Annotated in this window: 21 protein-coding genes; 12 read left to right on the forward strand and 9 right to left on the reverse strand. The window is 72.8% G+C overall.

Translation table 11 applies throughout. The features are described 5' to 3' along the window. Positions 1–111: 111 nt before the first annotated feature. The 8 genes from ACOTKD_RS25890 to ACOTKD_RS25925 form a co-directional block, all read right to left on the reverse strand. Positions 112–1,488, reverse strand: a complete 1,377-nt coding sequence (locus tag ACOTKD_RS25890) for a M28 family metallopeptidase (protein ID WP_424891417.1) — start codon at positions 1,486–1,488, stop codon at positions 112–114. A 111-nt stretch (positions 1,489–1,599) separates the two neighbouring features. Further along, positions 1,600–2,676 carry an EamA family transporter RarD gene (gene rarD / locus ACOTKD_RS25895; RefSeq protein ID WP_424891418.1) on the reverse strand — a complete coding sequence of 359 codons (1,077 nt, stop codon included), beginning with the start codon at positions 2,674–2,676 and terminating at the stop codon, positions 1,600–1,602. 128 nt (positions 2,677–2,804) lie between these two features. After that, complete coding sequence (locus ACOTKD_RS25900) at positions 2,805–4,769, reverse strand: APC family permease (protein ID WP_424891419.1); 1,965 nt, start codon at positions 4,767–4,769, stop codon at positions 2,805–2,807. A 124-nt stretch (positions 4,770–4,893) separates the two neighbouring features. Further along, a complete protein-coding gene (locus ACOTKD_RS25905) occupies positions 4,894–5,943 on the reverse strand; it encodes a 2-oxoacid:ferredoxin oxidoreductase subunit beta (protein WP_424891420.1) in 1,050 nt (349 codons plus the stop codon). Beyond that, positions 5,936–7,891 carry a 2-oxoacid:acceptor oxidoreductase subunit alpha gene (locus ACOTKD_RS25910; RefSeq protein WP_424891421.1) on the reverse strand — a complete coding sequence of 652 codons (1,956 nt, stop codon included), beginning with the start codon at positions 7,889–7,891 and terminating at the stop codon, positions 5,936–5,938. The genes ACOTKD_RS25905 and ACOTKD_RS25910 overlap by 8 nt, the downstream gene beginning before the upstream one ends. Before the next feature lie 273 nt (positions 7,892–8,164). Continuing rightward, positions 8,165–8,875, reverse strand: coding sequence for a LuxR C-terminal-related transcriptional regulator (locus tag ACOTKD_RS25915; RefSeq protein WP_424891422.1), 711 nt, complete (start codon positions 8,873–8,875; stop codon positions 8,165–8,167). A 262-nt stretch (positions 8,876–9,137) separates the two neighbouring features. Further along, positions 9,138–10,475, reverse strand: a complete 1,338-nt coding sequence (locus ACOTKD_RS25920; protein ID WP_424891590.1) for a sensor histidine kinase — start codon at positions 10,473–10,475, stop codon at positions 9,138–9,140. A gap of 264 nt (positions 10,476–10,739) precedes the next feature. Beyond that, on the reverse strand, positions 10,740–12,002 hold the full coding sequence (locus ACOTKD_RS25925; RefSeq protein ID WP_424891423.1) for a sensor histidine kinase: 1,263 nt from the start codon (positions 12,000–12,002) through the stop codon (positions 10,740–10,742). A gap of 137 nt (positions 12,003–12,139) precedes the next feature. Between ACOTKD_RS25925 and ACOTKD_RS25930 the strand changes: the two genes are divergently transcribed. The 11 genes from ACOTKD_RS25930 to htpX all read left to right on the forward strand — a co-directional run bounded on the left by ACOTKD_RS25930 (position 12,140) and on the right by htpX (position 23,614). Beyond that, the gene (locus ACOTKD_RS25930; RefSeq protein WP_424891424.1) at positions 12,140–12,514 is read left to right on the forward strand and encodes an NADH-quinone oxidoreductase subunit A; all 375 of its coding nucleotides are present in this window, start codon (positions 12,140–12,142) and stop codon (positions 12,512–12,514) included. Then, a complete protein-coding gene (gene nuoB, locus ACOTKD_RS25935) occupies positions 12,484–13,113 on the forward strand; it encodes an NADH-quinone oxidoreductase subunit NuoB (protein WP_424891425.1) in 630 nt (209 codons plus the stop codon). Before ACOTKD_RS25930 ends, nuoB begins: the two co-directional genes overlap by 31 nt. Next, the gene (locus ACOTKD_RS25940) at positions 13,110–14,561 is read left to right on the forward strand and encodes an NADH-quinone oxidoreductase subunit C (protein WP_424891426.1); all 1,452 of its coding nucleotides are present in this window, start codon (positions 13,110–13,112) and stop codon (positions 14,559–14,561) included. Before nuoB ends, ACOTKD_RS25940 begins: the two co-directional genes overlap by 4 nt. Further along, a complete protein-coding gene (locus ACOTKD_RS25945; RefSeq protein ID WP_424891427.1) occupies positions 14,558–15,523 on the forward strand; it encodes a complex I subunit 1/NuoH family protein in 966 nt (321 codons plus the stop codon). Before ACOTKD_RS25940 ends, ACOTKD_RS25945 begins: the two co-directional genes overlap by 4 nt. Then, positions 15,523–16,101 carry a NuoI/complex I 23 kDa subunit family protein gene (locus tag ACOTKD_RS25950; protein ID WP_424891428.1) on the forward strand — a complete coding sequence of 193 codons (579 nt, stop codon included), beginning with the start codon at positions 15,523–15,525 and terminating at the stop codon, positions 16,099–16,101. Before ACOTKD_RS25945 ends, ACOTKD_RS25950 begins: the two co-directional genes overlap by 1 nt. Next, entirely contained in the window at positions 16,098–16,694 is a 597-nt protein-coding gene (locus ACOTKD_RS25955; RefSeq protein WP_424891429.1) for an NADH-quinone oxidoreductase subunit J, read from the forward strand. The genes ACOTKD_RS25950 and ACOTKD_RS25955 overlap by 4 nt, the downstream gene beginning before the upstream one ends. Then, positions 16,694–17,065, forward strand: a complete 372-nt coding sequence (gene nuoK / locus ACOTKD_RS25960; protein ID WP_424891430.1) for an NADH-quinone oxidoreductase subunit NuoK — start codon at positions 16,694–16,696, stop codon at positions 17,063–17,065. The genes ACOTKD_RS25955 and nuoK overlap by 1 nt, the downstream gene beginning before the upstream one ends. Then, positions 17,062–19,059, forward strand: coding sequence for an NADH-quinone oxidoreductase subunit L (locus ACOTKD_RS25965; protein WP_424891431.1), 1,998 nt, complete (start codon positions 17,062–17,064; stop codon positions 19,057–19,059). Before nuoK ends, ACOTKD_RS25965 begins: the two co-directional genes overlap by 4 nt. A 113-nt stretch (positions 19,060–19,172) precedes the next feature. Beyond that, entirely contained in the window at positions 19,173–20,747 is a 1,575-nt protein-coding gene (locus tag ACOTKD_RS25970; protein WP_424891591.1) for a complex I subunit 4 family protein, read from the forward strand. Further along, the gene (locus ACOTKD_RS25975) at positions 20,747–22,252 is read left to right on the forward strand and encodes an NADH-quinone oxidoreductase subunit N (RefSeq protein WP_424891432.1); all 1,506 of its coding nucleotides are present in this window, start codon (positions 20,747–20,749) and stop codon (positions 22,250–22,252) included. Before ACOTKD_RS25970 ends, ACOTKD_RS25975 begins: the two co-directional genes overlap by 1 nt. Before the next feature lie 495 nt (positions 22,253–22,747). After that, on the forward strand, positions 22,748–23,614 hold the full coding sequence (htpX, locus tag ACOTKD_RS25980; protein WP_030368443.1) for a zinc metalloprotease HtpX: 867 nt from the start codon (positions 22,748–22,750) through the stop codon (positions 23,612–23,614). Positions 23,615–23,630: 16 nt separating this feature from the next. Here htpX and ACOTKD_RS25985 read toward each other — a convergent pair whose 3' ends face one another. Beyond that, positions 23,631–23,921 carry a hypothetical protein gene (locus ACOTKD_RS25985; protein ID WP_424891433.1) on the reverse strand — a complete coding sequence of 97 codons (291 nt, stop codon included), beginning with the start codon at positions 23,919–23,921 and terminating at the stop codon, positions 23,631–23,633. A gap of 204 nt (positions 23,922–24,125) precedes the next feature. Between ACOTKD_RS25985 and ACOTKD_RS25990 the strand changes: the two genes are divergently transcribed. Then, complete coding sequence (locus ACOTKD_RS25990; RefSeq protein WP_424891434.1) at positions 24,126–24,521, forward strand: YccF domain-containing protein; 396 nt, start codon at positions 24,126–24,128, stop codon at positions 24,519–24,521. Positions 24,522–24,537: the final 16 nt, after the last annotated feature.

Raw genomic sequence — 24,537 nt, forward strand, 5'->3', positions numbered from 1 at the left:
CCGGCCCCCTACGGGGGGGGGGCGGGGGGGGCGGGCCCCGGCCCCCCGGCCCCGCTGCGGGGTTGTGCCCTCAGTGGTCCGGATTCCGGATTGTGGTCCGGAAGGAGAGGTCTAGAAGGCGAGCTTCCAGCCGTTGATCCGGCCGGTGTCCTGCGCGGCGATGTCCTGGACGCGGAGCTTCCACGTCCCGTTCGCGGTCTCCCCGGAGGCGTCCACGGTGTACGTGGCGATGACGTCGTCCGCGGCGTCGCTGCCGCTGGAGTCCTTCAGCCGGTACGCGCGCCCGCTCGGCCCGACGAGGTCGACGACCAGGTCACCGCGGTAGGTGTGCGTGATGTCGACGGAGACCTTGAGGGCGGACGGCGCGTTGCCCGTCAGCCCGGAGACCGTCACGGGCGACTCGACGGCCGCACCCGCGTCGGGGATCGGGAGCGGGCTCTTGCTCTCGAAGACCTTCCCCTGCGGCGGGTTGGTGGTGCCGCCGCTCAGCGTCCACACCGCGCTCGCGATCGCGTCGGTGTTGGTGTCGAGCGCCTTGTCGTTGATGTTCGCCGACGTGTCGCACGACGAGTGGTAGCAGCGGTCGAAGGGCTGGCCCGCGGTGCCGCCCCACTGCTGGGCCTGGGCCGCGGTCTTGCGGTAGTCGGCGCCGCTGAAGAGGCCGCCGACGGGGATGCCGGCGTTCTGGAAGGGCGCGTGGTCGGAGCGGCCGTCGCCCTCGGTGTCGATCTCGGTGGCGATGTTCTTCGCGGCGAACCAGTTCTCGAAGAGGGCCTTGAGGTTCTGGTCGTAGCCGTAGACGAAGTAGCCCGGGTTCGGCGAGCCGATCATGTCGAAGTTCAGGTACGCGTCGATCTTGCCGCGCTCGCCGGCCGGCAGCTGGTTGACGTAGTAGCTCGACCCGCGCATGCCGAGCTCCTCCGCGCCCCACCAGCCGAACCGCAGGTGCTTGGCGGGCTTGTAGCCCTCGCGGGCGACGGCGAGCGCGGTTTCGAGGACGCCGGCCGAACCGGAGCCGTTGTCGTTGATGCCCGGCCCGGCGGAGACGGAGTCCAGGTGGGCCCCGGCGAAGACGACGTGGTCCGCGTCGCCGCCGGGCCAGTCGGCGACGAGGTTGTAGCCGGTGGCGCCGCCGGTGGTGAACTGCTGCACGGTGGTGGTGAACCCGGCGGCGTCGAGCTTGCCCTTCACGTAGTCGATCGAGGCCTTGTAGCCGCTGCGGCCGTGCGCGCGGTTGCCGCCGTTGGCGGTGGCTATGGACTGCAGTTGGGCGAGGTGGGCCTTGACGTTGGCGACGGGGATGTCGGGTCCGGCGGCGACGGCGGGCCGGGCCGCGGCGGTGGTGGGGACCGCCAGGGCCGGGCCGGCGGCGACGCCGAGCAGGGTGGCCGCGAGCGCGGCGCCGGTGGCCAGCAGGCCGGCCGGGCGGGTGCGGCCCGCGGATCTCGGCGGGTGGGTGGGCAGGGTTGGTCCGTTGAGTTCAGGCATGGGGGGCTCCCAACTCCTTTTGACGTGGCCATGATGTTGGGGGCGGCCTGATGGAGCGTCAAGGGCGGATTCCGGACACGGGACGCCGGTTTCCGGATATCGGGCGGCTGGTTACTGGCCCTGAGCTGTGACTTCTGGTGTCTCTGAGGCTGATGTGACTTCTGTGTTAAAGCTCTTGCCCGTGGTCGCGCCCCCGGTCGTGGCACCGGTCGCGCCCCCGACCGTGGCAGCGGCCGTGGCGCCGGTCGTACGGGCCCGGGCCTCCGCCTCCCGCAGCTCCGCCCGCCCGCGCCGCGCCGTCCGCAGCGCGTCCCACGTCAGCAGCGCCAGGGCGAGCCACACCAGCGCGAAGCCGGCCCAGCGCTCCGGCGGCATCCCCTCGCGGAACACCAGCAGACCCAGCACGAACTGGAACGTCGGCGCGAGGTACTGCACCATCCCCACCACCGACAACGGCAGCCGCACCGCGGCCGCGCCGAAGAGGATGAGCGGCAGTGCGGTGATCGCCCCCGAGCACATCAGCAGCGCCGTGTGCCCCGCGCCCGCGGACAGGAACGTGCTGCGCCCCGTCACCCCCAGGAACACCAGGAACCCCGCGGCGGGCAAGAACTGCACGGCCGTCTCCGCCGCCATCGACTCCAGCCCGTCCAGCCCCACCTGCTTCTTGACCAGGCTGTACGTGCCGAACGACGCCGCGAGCACCAGCGCGATCCACGGCAGCCGCCCGTACGCCAGCGACAGCACGAGCACGGCGGCCGCGCCGACGCCGACCGCCGCCCACTGCACGGGCCGCAGCCGTTCCCGCAGGACGGCCACGCCGAGCGCGATGCTCACCAGGGGGTTGATGAAATAGCCCAGCGACGTCTCCACGACGTGCCCGGAATTGACGCCCCAGATGTACACCCCCCAGTTCACCGAGATCGTGGCGGCGCACAGGACGATCAGGCCGAGGCGCTTGGGCTGCCGGAGCAGCGGGCGTATCCACGCCCAGCGGCGGGTCACGGCGAGCACGGCCACCACGGCGGCCAGGGACCACACCATGCGGTGGGCGAGGATCTCGGCGGGGCCGGCGGGGTCGAGCAGCGGCCAGTAGAGGGGGAAGAGGCCCCACAGCCCGTAGGCGGCGAAGGCGCAGAGCAGGCCTTTTCGGCTTTCGCTGCGGGGCGGCGGTGCGGGTGGTGTGGGCATGTCCCCTCCAAGGTCGTCGTCCTTGTGAAGGTAGCCGAGGAGGGTTCGGCACCGCCGGGCACGTAGCGGTGGGCTGACCGCCGCCGGTGCGCAACCACCGTCGACCGGTCCGGCGGTGCCGGTGCCGCTCAGGCCCTACGCGCCCGCAGCCTCTCCATCGCCACCGTCACATCGAACGGCACCACCGTCACCGCCACGTTCGGCAGCCGCTGCAGCGTCTTCGCGAGTTCGTCACCCGAGTCCGTGTGGAGGAGCGCGCCGAGCGGGCGGGCGTACGTGCGGCGGGGGACGAGGAGCGTCAGGGCCGTCGTCCCGTCGGCCGTGACGCGTGAGGCGAGCCCCGCGACCGCGTGCCGCAGCCGCCGGTCCGGGCATTCGACGAGCTCCAGCGGCACGTTCGTGCCCGGCAGTTCCTCCCACCGTGCCGCGAGCCGCCGCGCCCGCGTCTCGTCGATGGCAAAGTGCACGGCCCGCACCTCGTCCGGCCGCAGCTCGTGCGCGTACCGCAGCGCCTTGACCGTGGCGAGGTCGAGGACGTCGACCAGGACGTACACGAAGTGCCGCCGCCACCGCGGTTCGTCGTCGAACGGCGTCATCTCCTCCAGCGCCGCGGCCTCTTCCCGGTATTCGCGGTTGATGCGGATGAGCGCCCAGACCCCGAGCGGGAAGACCACCACGACCAGCCACGCGCCCTCGGTGAACTTGGTGATCGCGAAGATCACGACGACGAGGGCCGAGACGACGGCGGCCGCGAGGTTCACCCCGGTCTTCCAGTGGCTCTCGCGCCGCCGCCAGTAGTGGGCCGTCATCCCGGCGGCGGCCATCGTGAAGCCGGTGAAGACGCCGATCGCGTAGAGGGCGACGAGCTTGTCGACGTTCGCGCCCGTGACGAGGAGCAGGGCGAGCGCGACGACGGTGAGCGCGATGATGCCGCTGGAGAAGGCGAGCCGGTGTCCGCGCCGCATCAGCTTGCGGGGCAGGAAGCGGTCCTCGGCGACGAAGCTGGCGAGGAAGGGGAAGCCGGTGAAGGGCGTGTTCGCGCCCGTGTAGAGGATGAGCGCGGTCGCGAGCTGGACGTACACGAGCCCGGCCGTGCCCGCCCAGCCGCTGCCGAAGACGAGGTCGGCCTCCTGGGCGATGACGGTCGGGTTGCCGTCCGTGTACGGGACGGCGTGGGTGAAGTGGGCGAGGGCGGAGACGCCCAGCACCATGGTGCCGAGGACGCAGCTCATGACGGTCAGCGTCCGCCGCGCGTTGACGCCCTGGGGGCTGCGGAAGACGGAGACGCTGTTGGAGATGGCCTCCAGGCCGGTCAGCGAGGAGCCGCCGTTGGCGAAGGCGCGCAGCACCATGAACAGCGAGGCGCCGTAGAGCCAGCCGCTCTGCGCCTGGCCGAGCGGTACGACCCCGCCGGCGTGCAGGTCGGCGTGCGGCAGCCCGCCGTCGAGGGCCCGGACGAGGCCGACGACGAGCATCAGCGCGACGGCGAGCATGAACAGGTACGCGGGCGCCGCGAACGTCCGCCCCGCCTCGCGGATCCCGCGCAGATTCCCGTACATCAGCAGCACCACGATCCCGGTGGTGATGGGGAGCTTGAGGTGGTCGAGGCCGGTGTAGCCGTCGCCCGTGAGGTGGGCCAGGGAGATCAGCGCGTCCGTGCCGGCCGCGGTCTGCACGGCGACGGTGACGATGTAGTCGACGAGCAGCGCGACGGCGGCGATCTGGGCGACGCGCGGCCCGAAGTTCTCGCGGGCGACGACGTACGAGCCGCCCGCGCGCGTGTACACGGACACGACGTCGCGGTACGAGAGCGTCAACAGCAGCAGGACGAGCAGGATCGCGCCGGTCACGGGCATGAGCAGGGTGAACGCGGCGGCTCCGACGACGGGTACGAGGATGCGCAGCATCTCCTCGCTGCCGTACGCGGTGGAGGAGATGCAGTCGGAGGCCAGCACCCCGAGCGCCAGGGGGTTGCCGAGCTTCTCGTGGGAGAGCTGTTCGGTGACGAGCGGCGGCCCGAGCAGCCGGCACTTCACGCGGTAGGCGAGCCGGTCGCGGACGGCGGGCGGGGGCGTGACTTCGGGGTCGGCCATACCCATATGAGAGCGGTTGCCCCGGCGTCCGGCGATGAGACGCCCCGGGTCCGGGGCGCGCAAAACGCCGGACGGGCTGAATCGTCAGCCCGTCCGGCGTGCGGTGAAAGTGCGTGGGGCGCGGCTAGCCGACTACCGTCCAGGTGTCGTTGCCGGCGAGGAGGGCGCCGAGGTCCCCCTTGCCCTTCTGCTCGATGGCGGCTTCGAGCTGGTCGGCCATCTGGGTGTCGTAGACGGGCCGGTCGACGCTGCGGAAGACGCCGATGGGGGTCTGGTGCAGGGTGTCGGGGTCGGCGAGGCGGGAGAGCGCGAAGGCGGTCGTCGGCGACGCGGCGTGCGCGTCGTGGACGAGGATGTCGCCCTCGTTCTCGGGGGTGACGGCGACGACCTTCAGGTCGCCGGTGGCCCGGTCGCGGACGACGCCCTTGTCGTTCTCCGCGCCGAAGCGGATGGGCTGCCCGTGTTCGAGGCGGATGACCGCTTCCTTGGCCTGGTCACGGTCCTTGAGGGGCTCGAAGGCGCCGTCGTTGAAGATGTTGCAGTTCTGGTAGATCTCCACGAGCGCCGTGCCGGGGTGCTCGGCCGCCTGCCGCAGGACCTCGGTCAGGTGCTTGCGGTCGGAGTCCACCGTCCGCGCCACGAAGGACGCTTCGGCGCCGATGGCGAGCGAGACGGGGTTGAAGGGCGCGTCCAGGGAGCCCATGGGCGTGGACTTGGTGATCTTCCCGGTCTCCGACGTCGGCGAGTACTGGCCCTTGGTGAGGCCGTAGATCCGGTTGTTGAACAGCAGGATCTTGAGGTTGACGTTGCGCCGGAGGGCGTGGATGAGGTGGTTGCCGCCGATGGACAGGGCGTCGCCGTCACCGGTGACGACCCAGACCGACAGGTCGCGGCGGCTGGTGGCCAGGCCCGTGGCGATGGCGGGGGCGCGGCCGTGGATGGAGTGCATCCCGTACGTGTTCATGTAGTACGGGAAGCGGGAGGAGCAGCCGATGCCGGAGACGAAGACGATGTTCTCCTTGGCCAGGCCGAGTTCGGGCATGAAGCCCTGGACGGCGGCCAGGATGGCGTAGTCGCCGCAGCCGGGGCACCAGCGCACTTCCTGGTCGGACTTGAAGTCCTTCATCGTCTGCTGGGCTTCGGCCTTGGGCACCAGCTTCAGTGCCTCAGTCATCGATGGCCTCCTTGAGCACGTCTGCAAGCTGGGCGGCCTTGAAGGGCATGCCGCTGACCTGGGTGTGGGAGCGGACGTCGACCAGATGGCGGGCCCGCAGGAGGGTGGCGAGCTGGCCGAGGTTCATCTCCGGCACCACGACCTTCTCGTAGCGCCCCAGCACCTCGCCGAGGTTGGCGGGGAAGGGGTTGAGGTGACGCAGGTGGGCCTGGGCGATCTCGTCGCCCGCGGCGCGCACCCGGCGGACCGCGGCGGTGATCGGCCCGTAGGTCGATCCCCAGCCCAGGACGAGGGTGCGGGCCGTGCCCGACGGGTCGTCGACGGTCAGCTCCGGCACGGTGACGCCGTCGGTCTTGGCCTGGCGGGTGCGGACCATGAAGTCGTGGTTGGCCGGGTCGTAGGAGATGTTGCCCGTGCCGTCCTGCTTCTCGATGCCGCCGATGCGGTGCTCCAGCCCCGGCGTGCCCGGCACGGCCCACGGCCGGGCCAGCGTCTGCGGGTCGCGCTTGTAGGGCCAGAACACCTCGGTGCCGTCGGCCAGGGTGTGGTTCGGACCGGTGGCGAACTGCGTGCGCAGGTCGGGTAGTTCGTCCGGCTCGGGGACCCGCCACGGCTCGGAGCCGTTGGCCAGGTAGCCGTCGGAGAGCAGGAACACCGGCGTGCGGTAGGTCAGCGCGATGCGCGCCGCGTCGAGGGCGGCGTCGAAGCAGTCCGCGGGCGTCTTCGGCGCCACGATCGGCACCGGCGCCTCGCCGTTGCGCCCGTACATCGCCTGCAGCAGGTCCGCCTGCTCGGTCTTCGTCGGCAGACCGGTGGACGGGCCGCCGCGCTGGATGTCGACGATCAGCAGCGGCAGCTCCAGCGACACCGCGAGGCCGATCGTCTCCGACTTCAGCGCCACGCCGGGGCCGGAGGTCGTGGTGACGGCCAGCGCGCCGCCGAAGGCCGCGCCCAGCGCCGCCCCGATGCCGGCGATCTCGTCCTCGGCCTGGAACGTGCGCACGCCGAAGTTCTTGTGCTTCGACAGCTCGTGCAGGATGTCCGAGGCCGGCGTGATCGGGTACGAGCCCAGGTACAGCGGCAGGTCCGCCTGCCGGGCGGCGGCGATCAGGCCGTACGACAGGGCCAGGTTGCCGGAGATGTTGCGGTAGGTGCCGGCGGGGAACGCGGCTGTGGCCGGGGCGACTTCGTAGGAGACGGCGAAGTCCTCGGTCGTCTCGCCGAAGTTCCAGCCGGCCCGGAAGGCCGTCACGTTCGCCTCGGCGATCTCCGGCTTCTTCGCGAACTTCTTCCGCAGGAAGTCCTCGGTGTTCTGCGTCGGGCGGTGGTACATCCACGACAGCAGGCCCAGCGCGAACATGTTCTTGCTGCGCTCGGCTTCCTTGCGGGAGAGCCCGTAGTCCTTCAGCGCCTCGATGGTCAGCGTGGTCAGCGGCACGGGGTGGACGTGGTAGGCGTCGAGGGTGCCGTCCTCCAGCGGGCTGGTGGCCCAGCCGACCTTGGCCATGGCGCGTTTGGCGAACTCGTCGGTGTTGACGATGATCTCGCCGCCGCGCGGCACGTCCGCGAGGTTGGCCTTCAGCGCGGCCGGGTTCATCGCCACCAGCACGTCGGGGGCGTCGCCCGGGGTGAGGATGTCGTGGTCGGCGAAGTGCAGCTGGAACGAGGAGACGCCCGGGAGCGTGCCGGCGGGGGCGCGGATCTCGGCGGGGAAGTTCGGCAGCGTGGAGAGGTCGTTGCCGAACGAGGCGGTCTCGGAAGTGAAACGGTCACCCGTCAGCTGCATGCCGTCCCCGGAGTCACCCGCGAACCGGATGATCACCCTGTCCAGCCGCCGCACCTCCTTCGCCGACGGCGGACCGGAGTCCACGGGCGACGGGGCCGCGGCCCCGCTCGGCTGCTCGGCTGGTACGGCCTGTTCGGCCGGGCTGCTGACCTGGCTGGTCACTGCTTCGGACCTCCCTCTGGCGGCGGCGCGCACTCGGTGGTGCCCGACCGGCTTACCCACGCCATCGTACGTGGGTAAGGCCTGCCTACCCCGGATGGATCACAAGAAGAAGCGGAGGATGAGGCTTCCACTTGTCCCGGTACGGGAGGGTTTGGCGGTCCCGTGAACGCTGCCCCGCGGGCCCGCCCGTGCTAGGTCTTTCGTGCTAGGTCTCCCGGCGGCCGACCCCCTCCCACCAGGGCGGCTCTCCCATATTGAGGCGGCGTCAGTCGATCAGGAGCGGAGGTAGGTCAGCACGGCCAGCACCCGCCGGTGATCCCCATCACTAGGGGAAAGCCCAAGTTTCATGAAGATGTTGCTGACGTGCTTCTCGACCGCTCCGTCGCTCACCACCAGCTGCTTGGCGACGGCCGAGTTCGTGCGCCCCTCGGCCATCAGCCCGAGCACCTCGCGCTCGCGCGGAGTGAGCCCCGCGAGCACGTCCTGCTTCCGGCTGCGGCCCAGCAGCTGGGCGACGACCTCGGGGTCCAGCGCGGTGCCGCCGCGCGCCACCCGCACCACCGCGTCCACGAACTCGCGGACCTCGGCCACCCGGTCCTTGAGCAGGTAGCCCACGCCCGTGCTGCTGCCGGCCAGCAGCTCCGTCGCGTACTGCTCCTCCACGTACTGCGACAGGACCAGCACGCCCAGCCCCGGATGACGGCGGCGCAGCTCCACCGCGGCGCGCACGCCCTCGTCCGTATGGGTGGGCGGCATGGGGACGCCCGCCCCCCCCCCGGCCGCCCGCGCCCCCTGGGCCGCGAGCTCGCGGACGGCCTTGATCAGCGCCTCGCCGTCGCCGACACCGGCCACGACGTCGTGGCCCCGGTCGGTCAGCAGCCGGGTCAGACCCTCCCGGAGGAGCACCGAATCCTCGGCGATGACGACTCGTACCCTGTCCTCCACGGCGTGTGGCTCCCCCGTCCGGCGACGTATGACGGACATCAGGATGTCACGGGCGGGGGGCGTACGGCTTGACGACGTCCGGCGCCGCCGGAACGCGCCGTTGTGGCTTATCGCCGTTGCGGCGGACTTTTCTTGCCTGCGGCAAGCGGGGGCCGGGGCCCGGGCCCCGGGGGCGGGCTCTCCCCCCGTCGCCCTCGCGGCAATCCCTCCGCCGCGACGGCGCCCGGCCCCCACCGGGGTGCCCGGCGGTGCCGAACCGGCCCCGGACCGTTGCGCCGGTGCCCCGAGCCGGAGCGCAGCGCTAACCGCGCCACGGCAGCTCCGCCGTCACCGTCGTCGGCCCGCCCTCGGGGGAGTGGACCACCAGCAGGCCGTCCACCGAGCCCAGCCGCTCCGCGAGCCCGGCCAGCCCGCTGCCGCCGGCCGTCGACGCACCGCCCTTGCCGTCGTCCCACACCTGCAGCATCAGCCGGTCCGCCGAGCGCCACACGTCCACCCGCGCGCTCCGCGCCTCGCTGTGCTTGCTGATGTTCTGCAGCAGCTCGGAGACCGTGAAGTACGCGATGCCCTCGATCGCCGCCGCCGGGCGGGCCGGCAGGTCCACCTCGGCCTGCACCGGGACCGTGCAGCGGGCGGCCAGCGCGGACAGGGCCGGGCCGAGGCCCCGGTCGGTGAGGATCGCCGGGTGGATGCCGCGGGCCAGGTCGCGCAGTTCCTGCAGGGCGAGCTTCACTTCGCCGTGCGCCTCGTCGACCATGCGGGCCGCCGCCTCCGGGTCCTCCTCCAGCTTCTCCTTGGCGAGGCCGAGGTCCATGGCGAGGGCGACGAGGCGGGCCTGGGCGCCGTCGTGGAGGTCGCGCTCGATGCGGCGCAGGTCGGCGGCGGCCGTGTCCACGACCACGCCGCGGTCCTCCTCCAGCTCCCACACCCGCTCGGCGAGCCGCGAGGGGCCGAGCAGTCCGGCCACCAGCAGCCGGTCGCCGTACGCGAGGCCGCGGATCACCCACGGGGTGGCCAGCACGACGAGCAGGCCGACGCCGCAGGTCACGGCGATCTCGAACGGGTTGTCGACGTAGATGCCCGCGCCGTGCACGGAGTCGCCGCCGAGCTGCATGCCGGGCTGGCCCCACCACGTCGGGTACATCCACGAGTAGGCCGGGTAGAGGAACAGCGTCCAGCCGACGGACCACGTCACGAGCGAGATCGTGAACGTCGCGACGGCCCACGGCAGGTGCAGCACCGCGTAGAGCATGTGCCGCCACGACACGCCGCTCTTGAGCAGCGCCCCGGTCCACGGCAGGAGCCCGCGCCGCCCGTTCCGCGCGCGCACGGGCTCCGGCTCGCTGATCTCCATGCCGAGCAGGACCCGGGCGCGGGCGCGCTCGATCGCCCCCAGTGCCCGTACGCCGACGAGCCCCGCGGCCAGCACCGGCACGCCCACGAAGGTGATCAGCATGCCGACGCCGGCCGCCGTCATCGTCACCGCGAAGGAGAAGGCGACGACCGCGATCGGCAGGCTGAGCAGGTGGTGGAGGAACTCGCGCCAGGTGCGGGCCTCCAAGGGCGCGCGCAGCACGGCGGGCACGCGGTGGGGGCGGCGTGCGTCGTGATGCGCCGCCCGCCCGTAGTCCATGGCCATGACGGTGGTCTCTCCCTGGTCGCTGGTCGCCGGTCGCTGGTCGCGGTGATTTCCGTACGTCAAGGCTCGCGGAGCGGACAGGCCCGGGCCATGGTGGGAGTCGGTGTCCGGGAGGTGGGGTTGTCCCTACCCCCGCCCGCCGGGCAGGGGCCCAGGCGATTCCGCGCGGCGGGCACTTCTCTTCCGCTGCAACGGCGCGGAACCACGATGTGGCGAACCGGCGGTGCCGAACAGCCCGCCCCCCGCGGAGGGGCCGGCAGCCGCCTAGCCCGCGGCCCGGTCGCGCCACGGCAGTTCCGCCGTGACGATCGTCGGCCCGCCGGCCGGGGACTCCACCGCGAAGAGGCCGTCCACCGAGCCCAGCCGCTCCGCGAGCCCGGCCAGCCCGCTGCCCGAGGCCGTCGACGCCCCGCCCCGGCCGTCGTCGCGCACCTGGATGAGCAGCCGCCGGCCCTTGCGCCACAGCTCGACCTCGGCCGTCCGCGCCCGGCTGTGCTTGCTGACGTTCTGCAGCAGCTCGGAGACCGTGAAGTACGCGATGCCCTCGATTGCCGGCGCCGGGCGCTCGTCCAGGTCGACCGAGACCGACACCGGCACGGTGCAGCGCGCCGCGACCGACGACAGCGCGGCGTCCAGGCCGCGGTCCGTCAGCACCGCCGGGTGGATGCCGCGGGCCAGGTCGCGCAGTTCCTGCAGGGCGAGCTTCACTTCGCCGTGCGCCTCGTCGACCATGCGCGCCGCCGCCTCCGGGTCCTCCAGGACCTTCTCCTTCGCCAGGCCCAGCCCCATCGCCAGGGCGACGAGGCGGGCCTGGGCGCCGTCGTGGAGGTCGCGCTCGATGCGGCGCAGGTCGGCGGCCGCCGTGTCCACGACCACCCCGCGGTCCTGCTCCAGCTCCGCGATCCGCCGCTCCAGCTCGCTGGACGGGCTGAGCAGGCCGCGCACCATGGCGCGGTCCAGGTTCGTCATGCCGCGCGCGGCGAAACCGAGGAACGGCCAGCCGACGAGGAGCAGGCACAGGGTGAGCGCGAAGGTCAGGACGCCCCAGGGCAGCCGGATGAAGCCGTAGAGGGTGGTGCGCCAGCCGACCGGGTCCTTCAGCGCCGACCACATCCAGGGGAAGAAGCCGTGGCTGCGCCGCTGCCGCGCGAGCGGGCTCGGCTCCTCGACGTGCAGGCCCAGCAGCGCCCGCGCCCGCCGCCGCTCGACGCGGCCCAGCGCCCGCGCTCCCGTCAGGCCGAGCGCCAGCAGCGGCAGGCCGATGACCGTGAGGGACGACAGGACGCCTGCGTAGAGCCACACCGACACGTACACGAAGCCGAGGAGCGCCTCCGGCAGGTTGAGCAGGAGGTGCGCGACCTCCTTCCACGTCCGGGCGTCGAAGGCGAAGCGGGCCGGAGGGAGAGGAGGGAGCTGACCGTCGCCGTCGCCGGAATCATCCGAGTAAGAGGTGTTTGTATACTTTTTGTCACCTCTGATGGTTCCGGTGTTGCTCGACGTGCTTTTCGCGGCACTGCTGGCGGTCATACCCCCAAGCCTGCACGGCCGGTACGGGCCCCCGCCATGGGGGCCGTGGGTGGGGAAGGGTGGGGATAACCCCACCAGGGCCTAGACTCCCGTGCGTACAGAACGTCGAACACGCGGGACAGGGAGCGAGGGCGGACGTGGCCGCGGACTACTTCCAGAGCTATTCCGTGGTAGGGCTGCTCGCCGTGGTCGGCGTGCTCTTCGTCGCCGTGGCCTTCGGGGCCGGGCGGCTGCTGCGGCCCGTCGTGCCGACGCCCGAGAAGCTGCTGACGTACGAGTGCGGCGTCGACCCCGTCGGCGAGGGCTGGGCCCACACCCAGGTCCGCTACTACGTCTACGCCTTCCTGTACGTGATCTTCGCGGTGGACTCGATCTTCCTGTTCCCCTGGGCGACGGTGTTCGCCGCGCCGGGCTTCGGCGGGGCCACGCTCGTGGAGATGTTCATCTTCCTCGGCTTCCTCGCCGTGGGCCTGTTGTACGCATGGAAGAAGGGCGTCCTGGAGTGGACGTGACACCCGTGGACCTGCCCGAGCCCCGCCGCCTCGGCCCCCTGGCCAGGCTGGCCCCGGAGCCGATGAAGGTCGTCCTGAACTGGGGACGCCGCTACAGCCTGTGGGTCTTCAACTTCGGGCTCGCCTGCTGCGCGATCGAGTTCATCGCGGCGTCCATGGCGCGGCACGACTTCATCCGGCTCGGCGTCATCCCCTTCGCGCCCGGGCCCCGGCAGGCCGACCTCATGATCGTCTCCGGCACGGTGACGGACAAGATGGCGCCCGCCGTGAAGCGGCTCTACGAGCAGATGCCCGAGCCGAAGTACGTGATCTCCTTCGGCGCCTGCTCGAACTGCGGCGGCCCGTACTGGGACTCGTACGCCGTCACCAAGGGCGTCGACCAGATCATTCCCGTGGACGTGTACGTGCCCGGGTGCCCGCCGCGGCCGGAAGCGCTGCTCCAGGGCATCCTGAAGCTGCAGGAGAAGATCGCGCGCGAGTCGCTCGGCGAGCGGTACGGCTCCGCCGGGGGGACGGGGGCCTCTGCCGCCGCCCTGCGCAGCGGGCTGGTCACGCCGCCGCCGGCGCCGTCGGCCACGCCGGAGGAGACGGACCGATGAGCGAGCCGACGCAAGAGCCTCCCGTCTCCGAATCCGCCGGATCCGCCGAATCCGCCGGATCCGCTCCCGAGACCGCGGTCGGCTGGCTGCCGGGCGGGACGGTCGCGCTCTTCGGCGAAGGCGCGACGGCGCAGGAGACGTACGACCTGCTCACGGTCGACGTCCCGGCCGAGCGGTGGATCACCGCGCTCGAAACCGCCCGGGACCGGCTGGGCTGCACCTTCTTCGACTGGCTGAGCGCCGTGGACGAGCCCGGTACGGGCTTCCGCGTCTGCGCGCACCTGGCCGCGCTGCCGGGCGGGGGAGCGGGCACGCGCCGGCTGCTGCTGCGCACGACGGTGCCGCACGAGGCGCCGGCGCTGCCCACCGCCGTGGGCGTCTACGCGGGTGCCGCCTGGCACGAGCGCGAGACCCACGAGATGTTCGGCATCGACTTCCCGGGCCACCCGCACCTGGCCCCGCTCCTCCTCCCCGACGCCTTCGAGGGCCACCCGCTGCGCAAGGACTTCGTCCTGGCGGCACGGGTCGCCAAGGCGTGGCCGGGCGCGAAGGAGCCGGGCGAGGCGGCGGACGGCGGCCCCAAGCGCCGCCAGATGCTGCCCCCGGGCGTCCCCGACCCCAACGAATGGGGCCCCCTCAAGGGCCAGCTCCCCCCGGCCCCGGCCCGCCCCGCCCGCGCCCCCCGGGCAGCGGGCGATCGCCCGGTCCGCCGCACCCGCACGACGACGGAGGGCTCGGCGAGCCAGACGGAGGCCGCGGCACCGCCGCGTCGTGCCCGCAGCGCGGCGGACGGCTCCGCCAGTCAGATGGAGGTCGCAGCTCCGGTTCGTCGTGCCCGCAGCGCGGCGGACGGCTCCGCCAGTCAGGCGGAGGGCGCGGCCCCGGCCCGGCGCACCCGCAGCGCGGCGGACGGTTCGGCCAGCCAGGCGGAGGCCGGCGCGGCACCGCGCCGTACCCCCAGCGCGTCCGAGGGCTCGGCGAGCCGGACGGAAGGCGCCGCTGCTCCGGCCCGGCGCACCCGCAGCGCGGCGGACGGTTCGGCCGGCCAGGCGGCCGAAGACACGGCCCCGGCCCGCGGCGCGGCGGACGGCTCCGCCGGCCGGGCGGGGGAGCCCGCCCCGAGGCGTGCCCGCCCGGCCGCCGCCGGCTCCTCCGACGCCCCGTGGCACCACGCCCGCCCGGCCTTCGACGAAGAGCCCGAAAAGCCCGGAACCCCGGAAGACTCGACCGAGCCGCCCGCTTCCCCCCGCCGCGACGGCGCTCAGCCCGAGCGGCGGAGTCCGGCGGTGCCGGAATCGCCGTCCGGTGAGGCCCCCGGCGCCGAGCCGGCCGCGGCCCCGGCCGAGTCGGAGTCCCAGGGCACTGACGCTCCCGGCGGAGCCGGAAACGCGACCGGAGACGGCGAACCCCAGAACGACACCAACCCCGCCGGAGGCGACCCCGCATGAGCGACACTCTCGACGTCGTCCTGCGCCTCCTCGCCGTCTTCGTCGTCTTCCTCGTGCTGCCCCTGGTCATCGGCCAGACCGAGCACAAGGTGATGGCCCACATGCAGGGCCGCCTCGGCCCGATGTACGCCGGCGGTTTCCACGGCTGGGCCCAGCTCGTCGCGGACGGCGTGAAGTTCGCGCAGAAGGAGGACGTGGTCCCGGCGGGCGCGGACCGCCGCGTCTTCCAGCTCGCACCGGCCGTGGCCCTCCTCCCGTACCTCCTCGTGCTGGTCGCGATCCCGGTCGGCCCGGGCAACGCGGTGGGCCAGGTCGTCGACGCGGGCATCTTCTTCGTCCTCGCCGTGATGGGCGTCGGAGTCCTCGGCTCGCTGATGGCGGGCTGGGCGTCGGCCAACAAGTTCTCCCTGCTGGGCGGCCTGCGCACGGCCGCGCAGCTCATGGCGTACGAGCTGCCGATGCTGCTGGCCGCGGCGAGCGTGGCGATGGCGGCGGGCACGGTCTCGCTGCCGGGGATCGTGGACGCCTTCCACTGGTGGTGGGTGCCGTGGCAGCTGGTCGGCGCGGTGGTCTTCTTCGTCGCCGGCCTCGCCGAGCTGCAGCGCCCGCCGTTCGACATGCCGGTCGCCGACTCGGAGATCATCTTCGGTGCGTACACCGAGTACACGGGCCTGCGCTTCGCGCTGTTCCTGCTGTCGGAGTACGCGGGCATCGTCGTGCTGTGCGGCCTGACCACGGTCCTCTTCCTCGGCGGCTGGCACGGCCCGTTCGGCGCGGACGGCCTGGGCTGGGTGTGGACGCTGCTGAAGACGGCGGTCCTCGCCTTCGTCGTGATCTGGCTGCGGGTGACGTACCCGCGCCTGCGCGAGGACCAGCTGCAGAAGCTGGCCTGGACCGTCCTCATCCCCCTCGCCCTGGCGCAGATCGCGCTGACGGGCGTCGTCAAGGTGGTGACCCAGTAATGGGCATTCCCGGCTCCGGCCTCGCCAAGGGCCTCGCCGTCACGCTCCGCACGATGACGCGCCGCGCGCACACCGCGCAGTACCCGGACGTCCAGCCCGAGCTCCCGCCCCGCACGCGCGGCGTGATCGGCCTGTTCGAGGAGAACTGCACGGTCTGCATGCTGTGCGCCCGCGAGTGCCCGGACTGGTGCATCTACATCGACTCCCACAAGGAGACGGTGCCCCCGGCCGCCCCGGGCGGCCGCGAGCGCAGCCGCAACGTCCTCGACCGCTTCGCGATCGACTTCTCGCTGTGCATGTACTGCGGCATCTGCATCGAGGTGTGTCCCTTCGACGCGCTGTTCTGGTCGCCGGAGTTCGAGTACGCCGAGACCGACATCCAGGACCTGGTCCACGAGCGCGACAAGCTCCGCGAGTGGATGTGGACCGTGCCGGAGCCGCCGGCGCTCGACCCGGCGGCCGAGGAACCGAAGGAGATCGCGGCGGCCCGCAAGACGGCGGAGAAGCTGGCCGCGCAGGCGGAACAGGAAAAGCAGGAGCAGGAGAAGCAGGCCCAGGAGAAGGAGGGAGACGCATGACCGGCACCGGCACCGGCACCCTCACCGGCACCGCGACGCTCGCCGCGCGCACCGCCGCGCACGGCTTCCTCTCCCCGGCCGGCGTCGAGATCGTCTTCCTCCTCGTCGGCCTCGTCACCCTCGGCGCGGCCGTCGTGACCGTCACGACCAGGCAGCTCGTGCACGCCGCCCTCTGGCTGGTCGTCGCCCTCGGCGGGCTCGCCGTGGAGTACCTGCTGCTGACGGCGGAGTTCATCGCCTGGGTCCAGGTCCTGATCTACGTCGGCTCCGTGGTCGTCCTGCTCCTCTTCGGGCTCATGCTCACCAAGGCCCCCATCGGCCGTTCCCCGGACGCCGACTCCGGCAACCGCTGGGCCGCCCTCGGGGTCGCCACGGCCGCGGCGGCCGCCCTCGTGTGGGTGGTCGTGGACGCGTTCCGCACGACCTGGATCGGCCTGGACGGCGACGCCCCCCAGGGCACGACGAAGGTCTCCGGAGAGATCCTCTTCCGGCACTGGGTGCTGCCCTTCGAGGCGCTGTCCGTGCTGCTGCTCGCCGCGCTCGTCGGCGCGATCGTCCTCTCCCGCAAGAGAGGCAAGGAGGAGAAGCGCTGATGCACCTCGTCTACCCGGCCGTCCTCGCGGCCCTCCTCTTCTGCACGGGCCTGTACGGCGTCCTGGCCCGGCGCAACGCGATCCTGGTCCTGATGTCCGTCGAGCTGATGCTCAACGCCGTCAACCTCAACCTCGTCGCCTTCGACGTCTGGCTGCGCGACGAGCTGCACGCGGGCCAGGCCCTCACCCTCTTCACCATCGCCATCGCCGCCGCCGAGATCGGCATCGGCCTGGCGATCGTGCTGCAGGTCCACCGCAACCGCGGCACCGCCGACGTCGACCGCCTGCGCGACCTGCGCGACGACGCCCCCGACGCCGGACCCGACACCGAACGCACAGACCGCGAGGAGAAGGCCGAGGCCGCCGCGTGAGCACCACGACCACTGCCGTCCTCGTCCCCCTGCTGCCGTTCCTCGGCGCCCTCGCGGGCCTCCTGACGGGCCGCCGCGCACCCGGCTTCGTACGGCCCCTCGCCGTCCTGCCGACGCTCGCCGCGGCCGTGCTCGCCGCCGTCGTCGCCTGGCGGCAGGGCGGCGGGGACGCGCTCGACGCCGCCACCCGGCTCACCCCGACCGGCTCCGTGCCGGTCGACCTCGCCCTGCACCTCGACGGCTTCGCCGTCCTCGTCGCGCTCCTCGTCGGCGTCGTCGCCACCTGCGTCCAGCTCTACTCGACGGCCTACCTGCGCGACGACCCCCGCTACCCCTCCTACGCCGCCCTCGTCTCCCTCTTCACCGCGGCCATGCTGCTCGTCGTCTACTCGGGCGACCTCATGGTGCTGCTGGTCGGCTGGGAGATCATGGGCATCTGCTCGTACTTCCTGGTCGGCCACTACTGGGAGACCGAGGCCGCGCGCAGCGCCTCCCTCAAGGCCTTCCTGGTCACCAAGCTCGGCGACGTCCCCTTCCTGATCGGCATCCTCGCGCTGGCCGCCGACGCCGGAACGTTCCGGATCAACGGCATCCTCACCGCCGTCACCTCCGGCGGCATCGACCACCCCACGCTGATCGCGCTGCTGCTCCTGGCGGGCGTCGCGGGCAAGTCGGCGCAGTTCCCGCTGCACACGTGGCTGCCCGACGCGATGGCCGGCCCCACGCCGGTCTCCGCGCTGATCCACGCCGCGACGATGGTCGCGGCCGGCGTCTACTTCGTCGCCCGGCTCCTCCCCCTCTTCGCGGCCTCCACGGCCGCGCTCGTCGTGCTCGCCGTGATGGCCGCCGTCACCATGGTCGGCTCGGGCCTCGCGGCCCTCGCCCAGGACGACATCAAGCGCGTCCTCGCCTACTCGACCGTCGGCCAGCTCGGCTACATGACCGGCGCCCTCGCCGTCGGCGACCGCAGCGCGGCCGTCTTCCACCTGGTCTCGCACGGCGCGTTCAAGGCCCTCCTCTTCCTCGGGGCAGGCGTGATCATCCACGCCGCCGGCACGAACTCGCTGGCCGCGATGGCCCGCACGGGCGGCCTCGCCAAGCGCATCCCCGACGCGTACTGGACGATGACCGTCGCCCTCCTCGCGCTCGCCGCGATCCCCCCGTTCAGCGGCTTCTTCTCCAAGGAAGCCGTCCTCGGCGCGGCCGAGCACGCCGCCTCCGGCGACGCCGAGGGCATCCCCGGCGCGGCCGGCTGGCTCGTCCTCGCCGCGGGGCTCCTCACGGCGCTCCTCACGGCCGCCTACGCCACCCGCCTGTGGCTGATGGCCTTCCGCGGCACGGGCCCCGAGGCCGCCGGCCACGGCAAGCAGCCCGCCGCGATGAACGCCGTCCTGTGGATCCTGTTCGTCCCCACGCTCGCGCTCGGCCTCGCCGCCTGGAAGCTCCCCGACTGGTTCGACGGCGGATCGCTCACCCCGACGCTCACCACCTCCGTCCTCTCCACCGGCTGCGCCCTCGCCGGCGCGATCGTGATGTACGCGGCCTGGCGCCGCACCGCCGCGCTCGCCGCCCGCACCCCCCTCGGCGCCGTCGCCGCCGACCCGGACGCGGCCCCGTACGTCTCCGAGGAGGAGAGCATCGCCACCCACGAGGCCGCCTACGGCGACATCGCGGCGGCACCCGACCCGGCCGACCCCGGCCGGGCCCTCCTCGGCCCCCTGCACCGCCACGCCGCGGCCGGCTTCCACCTGGACGCCGTCTACTCCGCCCTGTTCGTCCGGCCCACGCGCGCAGCCGCCCGCCTCGCCCGGTTCCTCGACCGCGAGGTCGTCGAGACCTACGTGCGGGGCGCGGCCGGCGCACCCCGCCTGCTCGGCGAGGCCGTACGCCGCGCCCAGACCGGCAACGTGCAGACGTACCTGAGCGCCCTGTTCGCCGGCGCCGTCGTCCTGGCCGTCGCCGCGGTCCTCTTCGCCACGGGCACGGGAGCCTGACCATGCCGCACACCCGCGCGGCGCGACCCTCGCGCCTCCGACCGACACCCCTCGCGGGCGGGCTCGCCGGAGCCGAATCCCTGAGGAGGGCCTGATCCATGAATCACACCACCATGCAGTACCTCCTCGCCGCCGTTGTCGTCCTCCCCCTCGTCGGAGCCGTGGCCTCCCTGCTGCCGGCCCCGCCCGGCCTCAAGGGCAGGAGCCCCGAACAGGCCGTGCTCCGCCACGGCGTCACCGTCACCGGCGCCGTCCTCGCGCTGAGCATCGCCCTCGCCGCGGGCTTCGACCACGACAGCCCGGCCCGCATGCAGGCGACCACCGACATCAGCTGGATCCCGGCCCTGAACATCCGGATCCACCTGGGCGTGGACGGCGTCTCGCTCCCCCTCCTCGTCCTGACCGCGCTGCTGACCTTCCTCTGCGCGCTCTACAGCTACTTCAAAATGCCTGCGGGCCCGTCTCCCAAGGCATTCGTCGCACTGCTCCTCGTCCTGGAGTCCGGCACCCTCGCGACCTTCGCCGTCCTCGACCTGATGCTGTTCTTCCTGGCCTTCGAGATGGTGCTCATCCCGATGTACTTCCTCATCGCCCGCTGGGGCGGCGAGGGCAGGGAGCGCGCCGCCTGGCGCTTCATCCTCTACACGCTGCTCGGCTCCGTCGTGATGCTGCTCGGCCTCCTCCTGGTCGGGATCAAGGGCGGCACGTTCGACATGGTGGCACTCGCCACTGACAACGGGGCGAAGCTGAGCCGCACGACCCAGCTCATCGCCGTCCTCGCCATCGGCACCGGACTGGCCGTCAAGGCCCCCATGTGGCCCCTGCACAGCTGGCTGCCCGACGCCCACACCGCCGCCCCGACCGTCGGCTCGGTCCTCCTGGCGGGCGTGCTGCTGAAGATGGGCACGTACGGGTTCGTCCGCATCGTCCTGCCCATCGCCCCGGACGGCGCGCACACCTTCGCGCCCTACCTCGCCGCCTTCGCGGCCGTCGGCATCATCTACGGCTCGCTGGTCTGCCTGAACCTCGCCCGCCGCGGCGCGAAGGGAGATCTGAAGCGCCTCATCGCGTACTCCTCCGTCGGGCACATGGGCTTCGTCCTGCTCGGCATCGCGACGCTCACCCCCACCGGGCTCAACGGCGCCCTCTTCGCCAACATCGCCCACGGCCTCATCACCGGCCTCCTCTTCTTCCTCGTCGGCGCGGTCAAGGACCGCTACGGCACCAGCGACCTCGACGCCCTCTCCGGCCGCACCGGCGCCGCCCTCTACGGCAAGGCACCCCGCCTCGGCGGGCTCCTCGCCTTCGGCGCGATCGCCTCCCTCGGCCTGCCCGGCCTGGCCGGCTTCTGGGGCGAGATGCTCGCGATGTTCGGCGCCTTCCGCCCGGCGGAGGGGCTCAGCCGCCCGGCGTTCCTGACGTTCATGGCCCTGGCCGGCCTCGGCACGCTCCTGACGGCCGCCTACATGCTCGTCGTCGTCCGCCGGGTGTGCATGGGCGGCGACGGGGGCAGCACCCGGCCGCAGACCGCCGGCACCGCGGAGAACGCACCCACCGACGTGCTGTCCTACGAGTTCGCCGCCTGGACCCCCCTCGTCGCCCTCACCGTCCTCGCCGGACTCTGGCCCGCGGCCCTCCTCGGCCTCACCGACCCGGCCGTTCAGCAGCTCCTCCGAGGAGGCAACTGATGGGCTCCCTGATCCAGTCCGTCGACTGGCTCGCCATCGCGCCGCCCACCGTCACGGCCGTCGTCGCGCTGGCCGTCCTGGTCACCGACCTCTTCCTCCCCGAGGGCCGCAAGCCGCTCCTCGGCCGGCTCTCCGTCGCCGGGCTGCTGCTCGCGGGCCTCTCCCTGCTGCCGCTCCTCCACGGCGACCGCTCCACGTTCTGCCTCACGGGCGTCTCCGACCGTGACGCGTGCAGCTACACCGCCGACCACTTCACGCTCGTCATCCAGCTCCTGGTCCTCGGCGGCGCCCTCCTGACGGCCCTGCTGTCCATGAACGCCGTCCGCGACCAGCGACTCCCCGAAGGGGAGTTCTGGTTCCTGCTGCTGTCCTCCGCGGCCGGCGCCGCCCTGCTGCCCGCCTCCCGGGACCTCGCGACCCTCGTCGTCGCCCTCGAAGTGGCCTCCCTGCCGGCCTTCGCCCTCGTCGGCCTGCGCCGCGGCGAACGCCGCTCCTCCGAGGCGGCCCTGAAGTTCTTCCTGTCCTCGGTCACCGCGACCGCCGTCACCCTCCTGGGCGTCAGCTTCGTCTACGCGGCCACCGGCACGCTCCACCTCACCGAGGTCGCGGAGAAGCTCGGCCACGTCGACCCGCGGCTCGGCACCCTCGCGCAGGCCGGCGTCGCCCTCACCCTCGTCGGCTTCGCCTTCAAGACCGCCGCCGTGCCCTTCCACTTCTGGGTGCCCGACACCTACGTGGGCGCGCCGCTGCCCGTCGCCGCGTACCTGTCGGTGATCGGCAAGGCGGTCGGCTTCACCGGCCTCATCCTGGTGACGGTCGTCGCCTTCCCCTCGTACGCGTCCGTGTGGGCACCGGCCCTCGCCGTCCTCGCCGCGCTGACCATGACCGCGGGCAACGTCGCCGCGCTCCGCCAGCGCCCGGAGCGCGCCCACAGCGCCGTGCGCCTGCTGGCCTGGTCCTCCGTCGGCCAGGCGGGCTACCTGCTCGTGCCCATCGCCGCCGCCGGCTACGCCGACGACCCCGCGCACGCCATCGGCTCCACCGTCGCGTACGCCCTGATGTACGCCGCCGTGAACCTCGGCGCGTTCGCCGTCGCCGCGCTCGTGGCCCGTACGAGCCCGCAGAACCGCATCACCGACTACCGGGGCCTCTACGCCCGCCGGCCCCTCGCCGCGCTCGCCCAGGGCTTCTTCCTGCTCTGCCTCGCCGGCCTGCCGCCCGGCATCATCGGCCTCTTCGCGAAGGTCACGGTCTTCACCGCGGCGGTCGACGCGGGGCTGGGCTGGCTGGCGGTCGTCATGGCCCTCAACGTCGTGATCGCGCTGTACTACTACCTGCAGTGGACGGCGATCCTCTTCCGCCCGGCGGAGACCGCGGAGGCCGCGGCACCGGCGCGCGTCCCGGCGCCCCTGGGCGTGGCGATCGCCCTCGCCGCGGTGACCGGCATCGCCCTCTCGGGCGCCCCCCAGCTGGTCCTCCGCTTCGCCTCGGAGACCCTGCTCTAGGCCGTGCCCGGCGGGCACCGCCGCACTGCGCCGCGGTGGCTGATCGCCGCCGCGGCGGAAAGAGAACGCGGCCCTTGCGCCAGGGGCCGCGTCGGCCGCGCCGCCCGGGTCATGATCCGCAGGCCCGGCGGGCACCGCCGTTCTGCGCCGCGGGCTGCGGCGCGTCCTGGAACCGCCCGCAAGCACGATCCGCCGCGACGGCGGGAAACCCCGCGGCGAGGGTCCGGCGGAATACCCAACCGCCGGAACAGGCGCGCACTCAGCGAACCCGTCCGGAGGACAAACCGCCGGACAGGCGACCGGCGCGTACCCGGCGAACCCGCCCGGAGGGCCCCCGTCACCCGGACGCACCGGCGGCGCCCCCGGGCGCCGGGGGAACCCGGGGCCTTCGTCTGGCGTTGACCGGGCAGGAAGGTTCCACTGGAGACTCCACCGCGAGAGTGGAAGCACGACAGCGCAAAGGGTTCCCCTGCCGCACCACTTGGAGGGCGTACCGTGCACCGCCGGCACAACGGGCTCAGGACCGCAGTCCTCCTCGGGGGGCTGTCCGCACTCATCATCGTCATCGGCAGCCTCTTCGGGCGGGCGGGCCTGATCGTCGCCGTCCTGGTGGCGCTGGGCACGAACGCCTACGCCTACTGGAACAGCGACAAGCTGGCCCTCCGGGCCATGCGCGCCCGCCCCGTCAGCGAGTTCGAGGCCCCGGCGCTCTACCGCATGGTCCGCGAGCTCTCGACGGCCGCCCGCCAGCCCATGCCCCGGCTGTACATCTCGCCGACGGACGCCCCCAACGCCTTCGCGACCGGCCGCAACCCCCGCAACGCCGCCGTCTGCTGCACGGACGGCATCCTGCGCCTCCTGGACGAGCGCGAGCTGCGCGGCGTCATCGGCCACGAGCTCAGCCACGTCTACAACCGCGACATCCTCATCTCCTCGATCGCGGGCGCGCTCGCCTCGGTGGTGATGTTCCTGGTGAACTTCGCGTGGCTGGTCCCCTTCGGCAGATCGGACGACGACGAGGGCCCGGGCATCGTCGGCATGATCATGATCATGCTGCTGGGCCCGGTCGCGGCGTCCCTCATCCAGCTCGCCGTCAGCCGTTCCCGCGAGTACGAGGCCGACGCCTCCGGGGCGCGCCTCACGGGCGACCCCCTGGCCCTGGCCTCGGCGCTCCGCAAGCTGGAGGCGGGCACGCAGCGCCTGCCCCTGCCCCCCGAGCCGCGCATCGAGACCGCGAGCCACATGATGATCGCGAACCCGTTCCGCGCGGGCGAGGGCATGACCAAGCTGTTCTCCACGCACCCGCCGATGGGGGAGCGCATCGCCCGCCTGGAGCAGATGGCGGGCCACGGCGGCCGGTAGCCGGCCCGCCCGCCCGTCAGCCGGCGGGTGTGTCGCCGACGCCACCGCCGTCGCCGATGCCACCGCCGTCGTCGGCGTCGCCGATGGGCCTGCCGTCGTACGCCCCGCCCTGGCACACCAGCACGGGCTCGAAGTCGTCCCCGACCGTCACGTCGATCGTTCCGCCCCCGCCGAAGCACTGCGTGAGGGACACCACCGTGGGCGGAGGCGGCGGGTCACCGGCCCTGGCGACCCCCGCGCCGAGCGTTCCGGCGAGCACCACGGCGGAAACCGCGGCGCCGATGGCTTGTCGCGTACGTATGCGCATGGGGGGGGGGCTCCTCACGCTCGTTGCGTGTCCGCCGGCCGGCTGACACGGCGGACAGCCCACGATGAGGGCGGAGGCGCCGCGCGGCACGTGGCACTAGGCCGTTCGGGGGGACGGGCAGGTCATCCCCGGATCCTGGCAACCGCAGGTCAGAGGCCCTGCGTCCCACTCGCTGAGGGCTACGACGCGTGGGAGGCTGTTTTCATGAGGTTCATCCTGAACATCATCTGGTTGATCTTGTGCGGGTTCTGGATGGCGATCGGCTACGTGGTCGCCGGCCTGATCTGCTGCGTACTCATCGTGACCATTCCTTTTGGCATTGCGTCCTTCAGGATCGCGAGCTTCGCCCTGTGGCCGTTCGGGCGGACGACCGTCGAGCGGCGGGACGCGGGCGCCGGGTCGCTGATCGGCAACGTGATCTGGTTCGTCTTCGCCGGCTGGTGGCTGGCCCTGGGCCACATCGTCACGGGCATCGCCCTGTGCGTGACGATCATCGGAATCCCGCTGGGCATCGCGAACTTCAAGCTGATCCCGGTCTCGCTCTTCCCGCTGGGCCGCGAAATCGTCCCGACGGACCAGGCGTTCGCCGGCTACCGCTGAACAGGCCGCAGACGGA

This window comes from Streptomyces sp. XH2 (assembly GCF_049725035.1).
Taxonomy (GTDB): Bacteria; Actinomycetota; Actinomycetes; order Streptomycetales; family Streptomycetaceae; genus Streptomyces; species Streptomyces roseoverticillatus.

Coding starts and splice junctions, on each gene's coding strand:
- ACOTKD_RS25890 (WP_424891417.1), bottom strand. CDS start 1,488: ATGCCTGAACTCAACGGACCAACCCTGCCCACCCACCCGCCGAGATCC.
- rarD (WP_424891418.1), bottom strand. CDS start 2,676: ATGCCCACACCACCCGCACCGCCGCCCCGCAGCGAAAGCCGAAAAGGC.
- ACOTKD_RS25900 (WP_424891419.1), bottom strand. CDS start 4,769: ATGGCCGACCCCGAAGTCACGCCCCCGCCCGCCGTCCGCGACCGGCTC.
- ACOTKD_RS25905 (WP_424891420.1), bottom strand. CDS start 5,943: ATGACTGAGGCACTGAAGCTGGTGCCCAAGGCCGAAGCCCAGCAGACG.
- ACOTKD_RS25915 (WP_424891422.1), bottom strand. CDS start 8,875: ATGTCCGTCATACGTCGCCGGACGGGGGAGCCACACGCCGTGGAGGAC.
- ACOTKD_RS25920 (WP_424891590.1), bottom strand. CDS start 10,475: ATGGCCATGGACTACGGGCGGGCGGCGCATCACGACGCACGCCGCCCC.
- ACOTKD_RS25925 (WP_424891423.1), bottom strand. CDS start 12,002: ATGACCGCCAGCAGTGCCGCGAAAAGCACGTCGAGCAACACCGGAACC.
- nuoB (WP_424891425.1), top strand. CDS start 12,484: ATGGAAGAAGGGCGTCCTGGAGTGGACGTGACACCCGTGGACCTGCCC.
- ACOTKD_RS25940 (WP_424891426.1), top strand. CDS start 13,110: ATGAGCGAGCCGACGCAAGAGCCTCCCGTCTCCGAATCCGCCGGATCC.
- ACOTKD_RS25945 (WP_424891427.1), top strand. CDS start 14,558: ATGAGCGACACTCTCGACGTCGTCCTGCGCCTCCTCGCCGTCTTCGTC.
- ACOTKD_RS25950 (WP_424891428.1), top strand. CDS start 15,523: ATGGGCATTCCCGGCTCCGGCCTCGCCAAGGGCCTCGCCGTCACGCTC.
- ACOTKD_RS25955 (WP_424891429.1), top strand. CDS start 16,098: ATGACCGGCACCGGCACCGGCACCCTCACCGGCACCGCGACGCTCGCC.
- nuoK (WP_424891430.1), top strand. CDS start 16,694: ATGCACCTCGTCTACCCGGCCGTCCTCGCGGCCCTCCTCTTCTGCACG.
- ACOTKD_RS25970 (WP_424891591.1), top strand. CDS start 19,173: ATGCAGTACCTCCTCGCCGCCGTTGTCGTCCTCCCCCTCGTCGGAGCC.
- ACOTKD_RS25975 (WP_424891432.1), top strand. CDS start 20,747: ATGGGCTCCCTGATCCAGTCCGTCGACTGGCTCGCCATCGCGCCGCCC.
- ACOTKD_RS25985 (WP_424891433.1), bottom strand. CDS start 23,921: ATGCGCATACGTACGCGACAAGCCATCGGCGCCGCGGTTTCCGCCGTG.
- ACOTKD_RS25990 (WP_424891434.1), top strand. CDS start 24,126: ATGAGGTTCATCCTGAACATCATCTGGTTGATCTTGTGCGGGTTCTGG.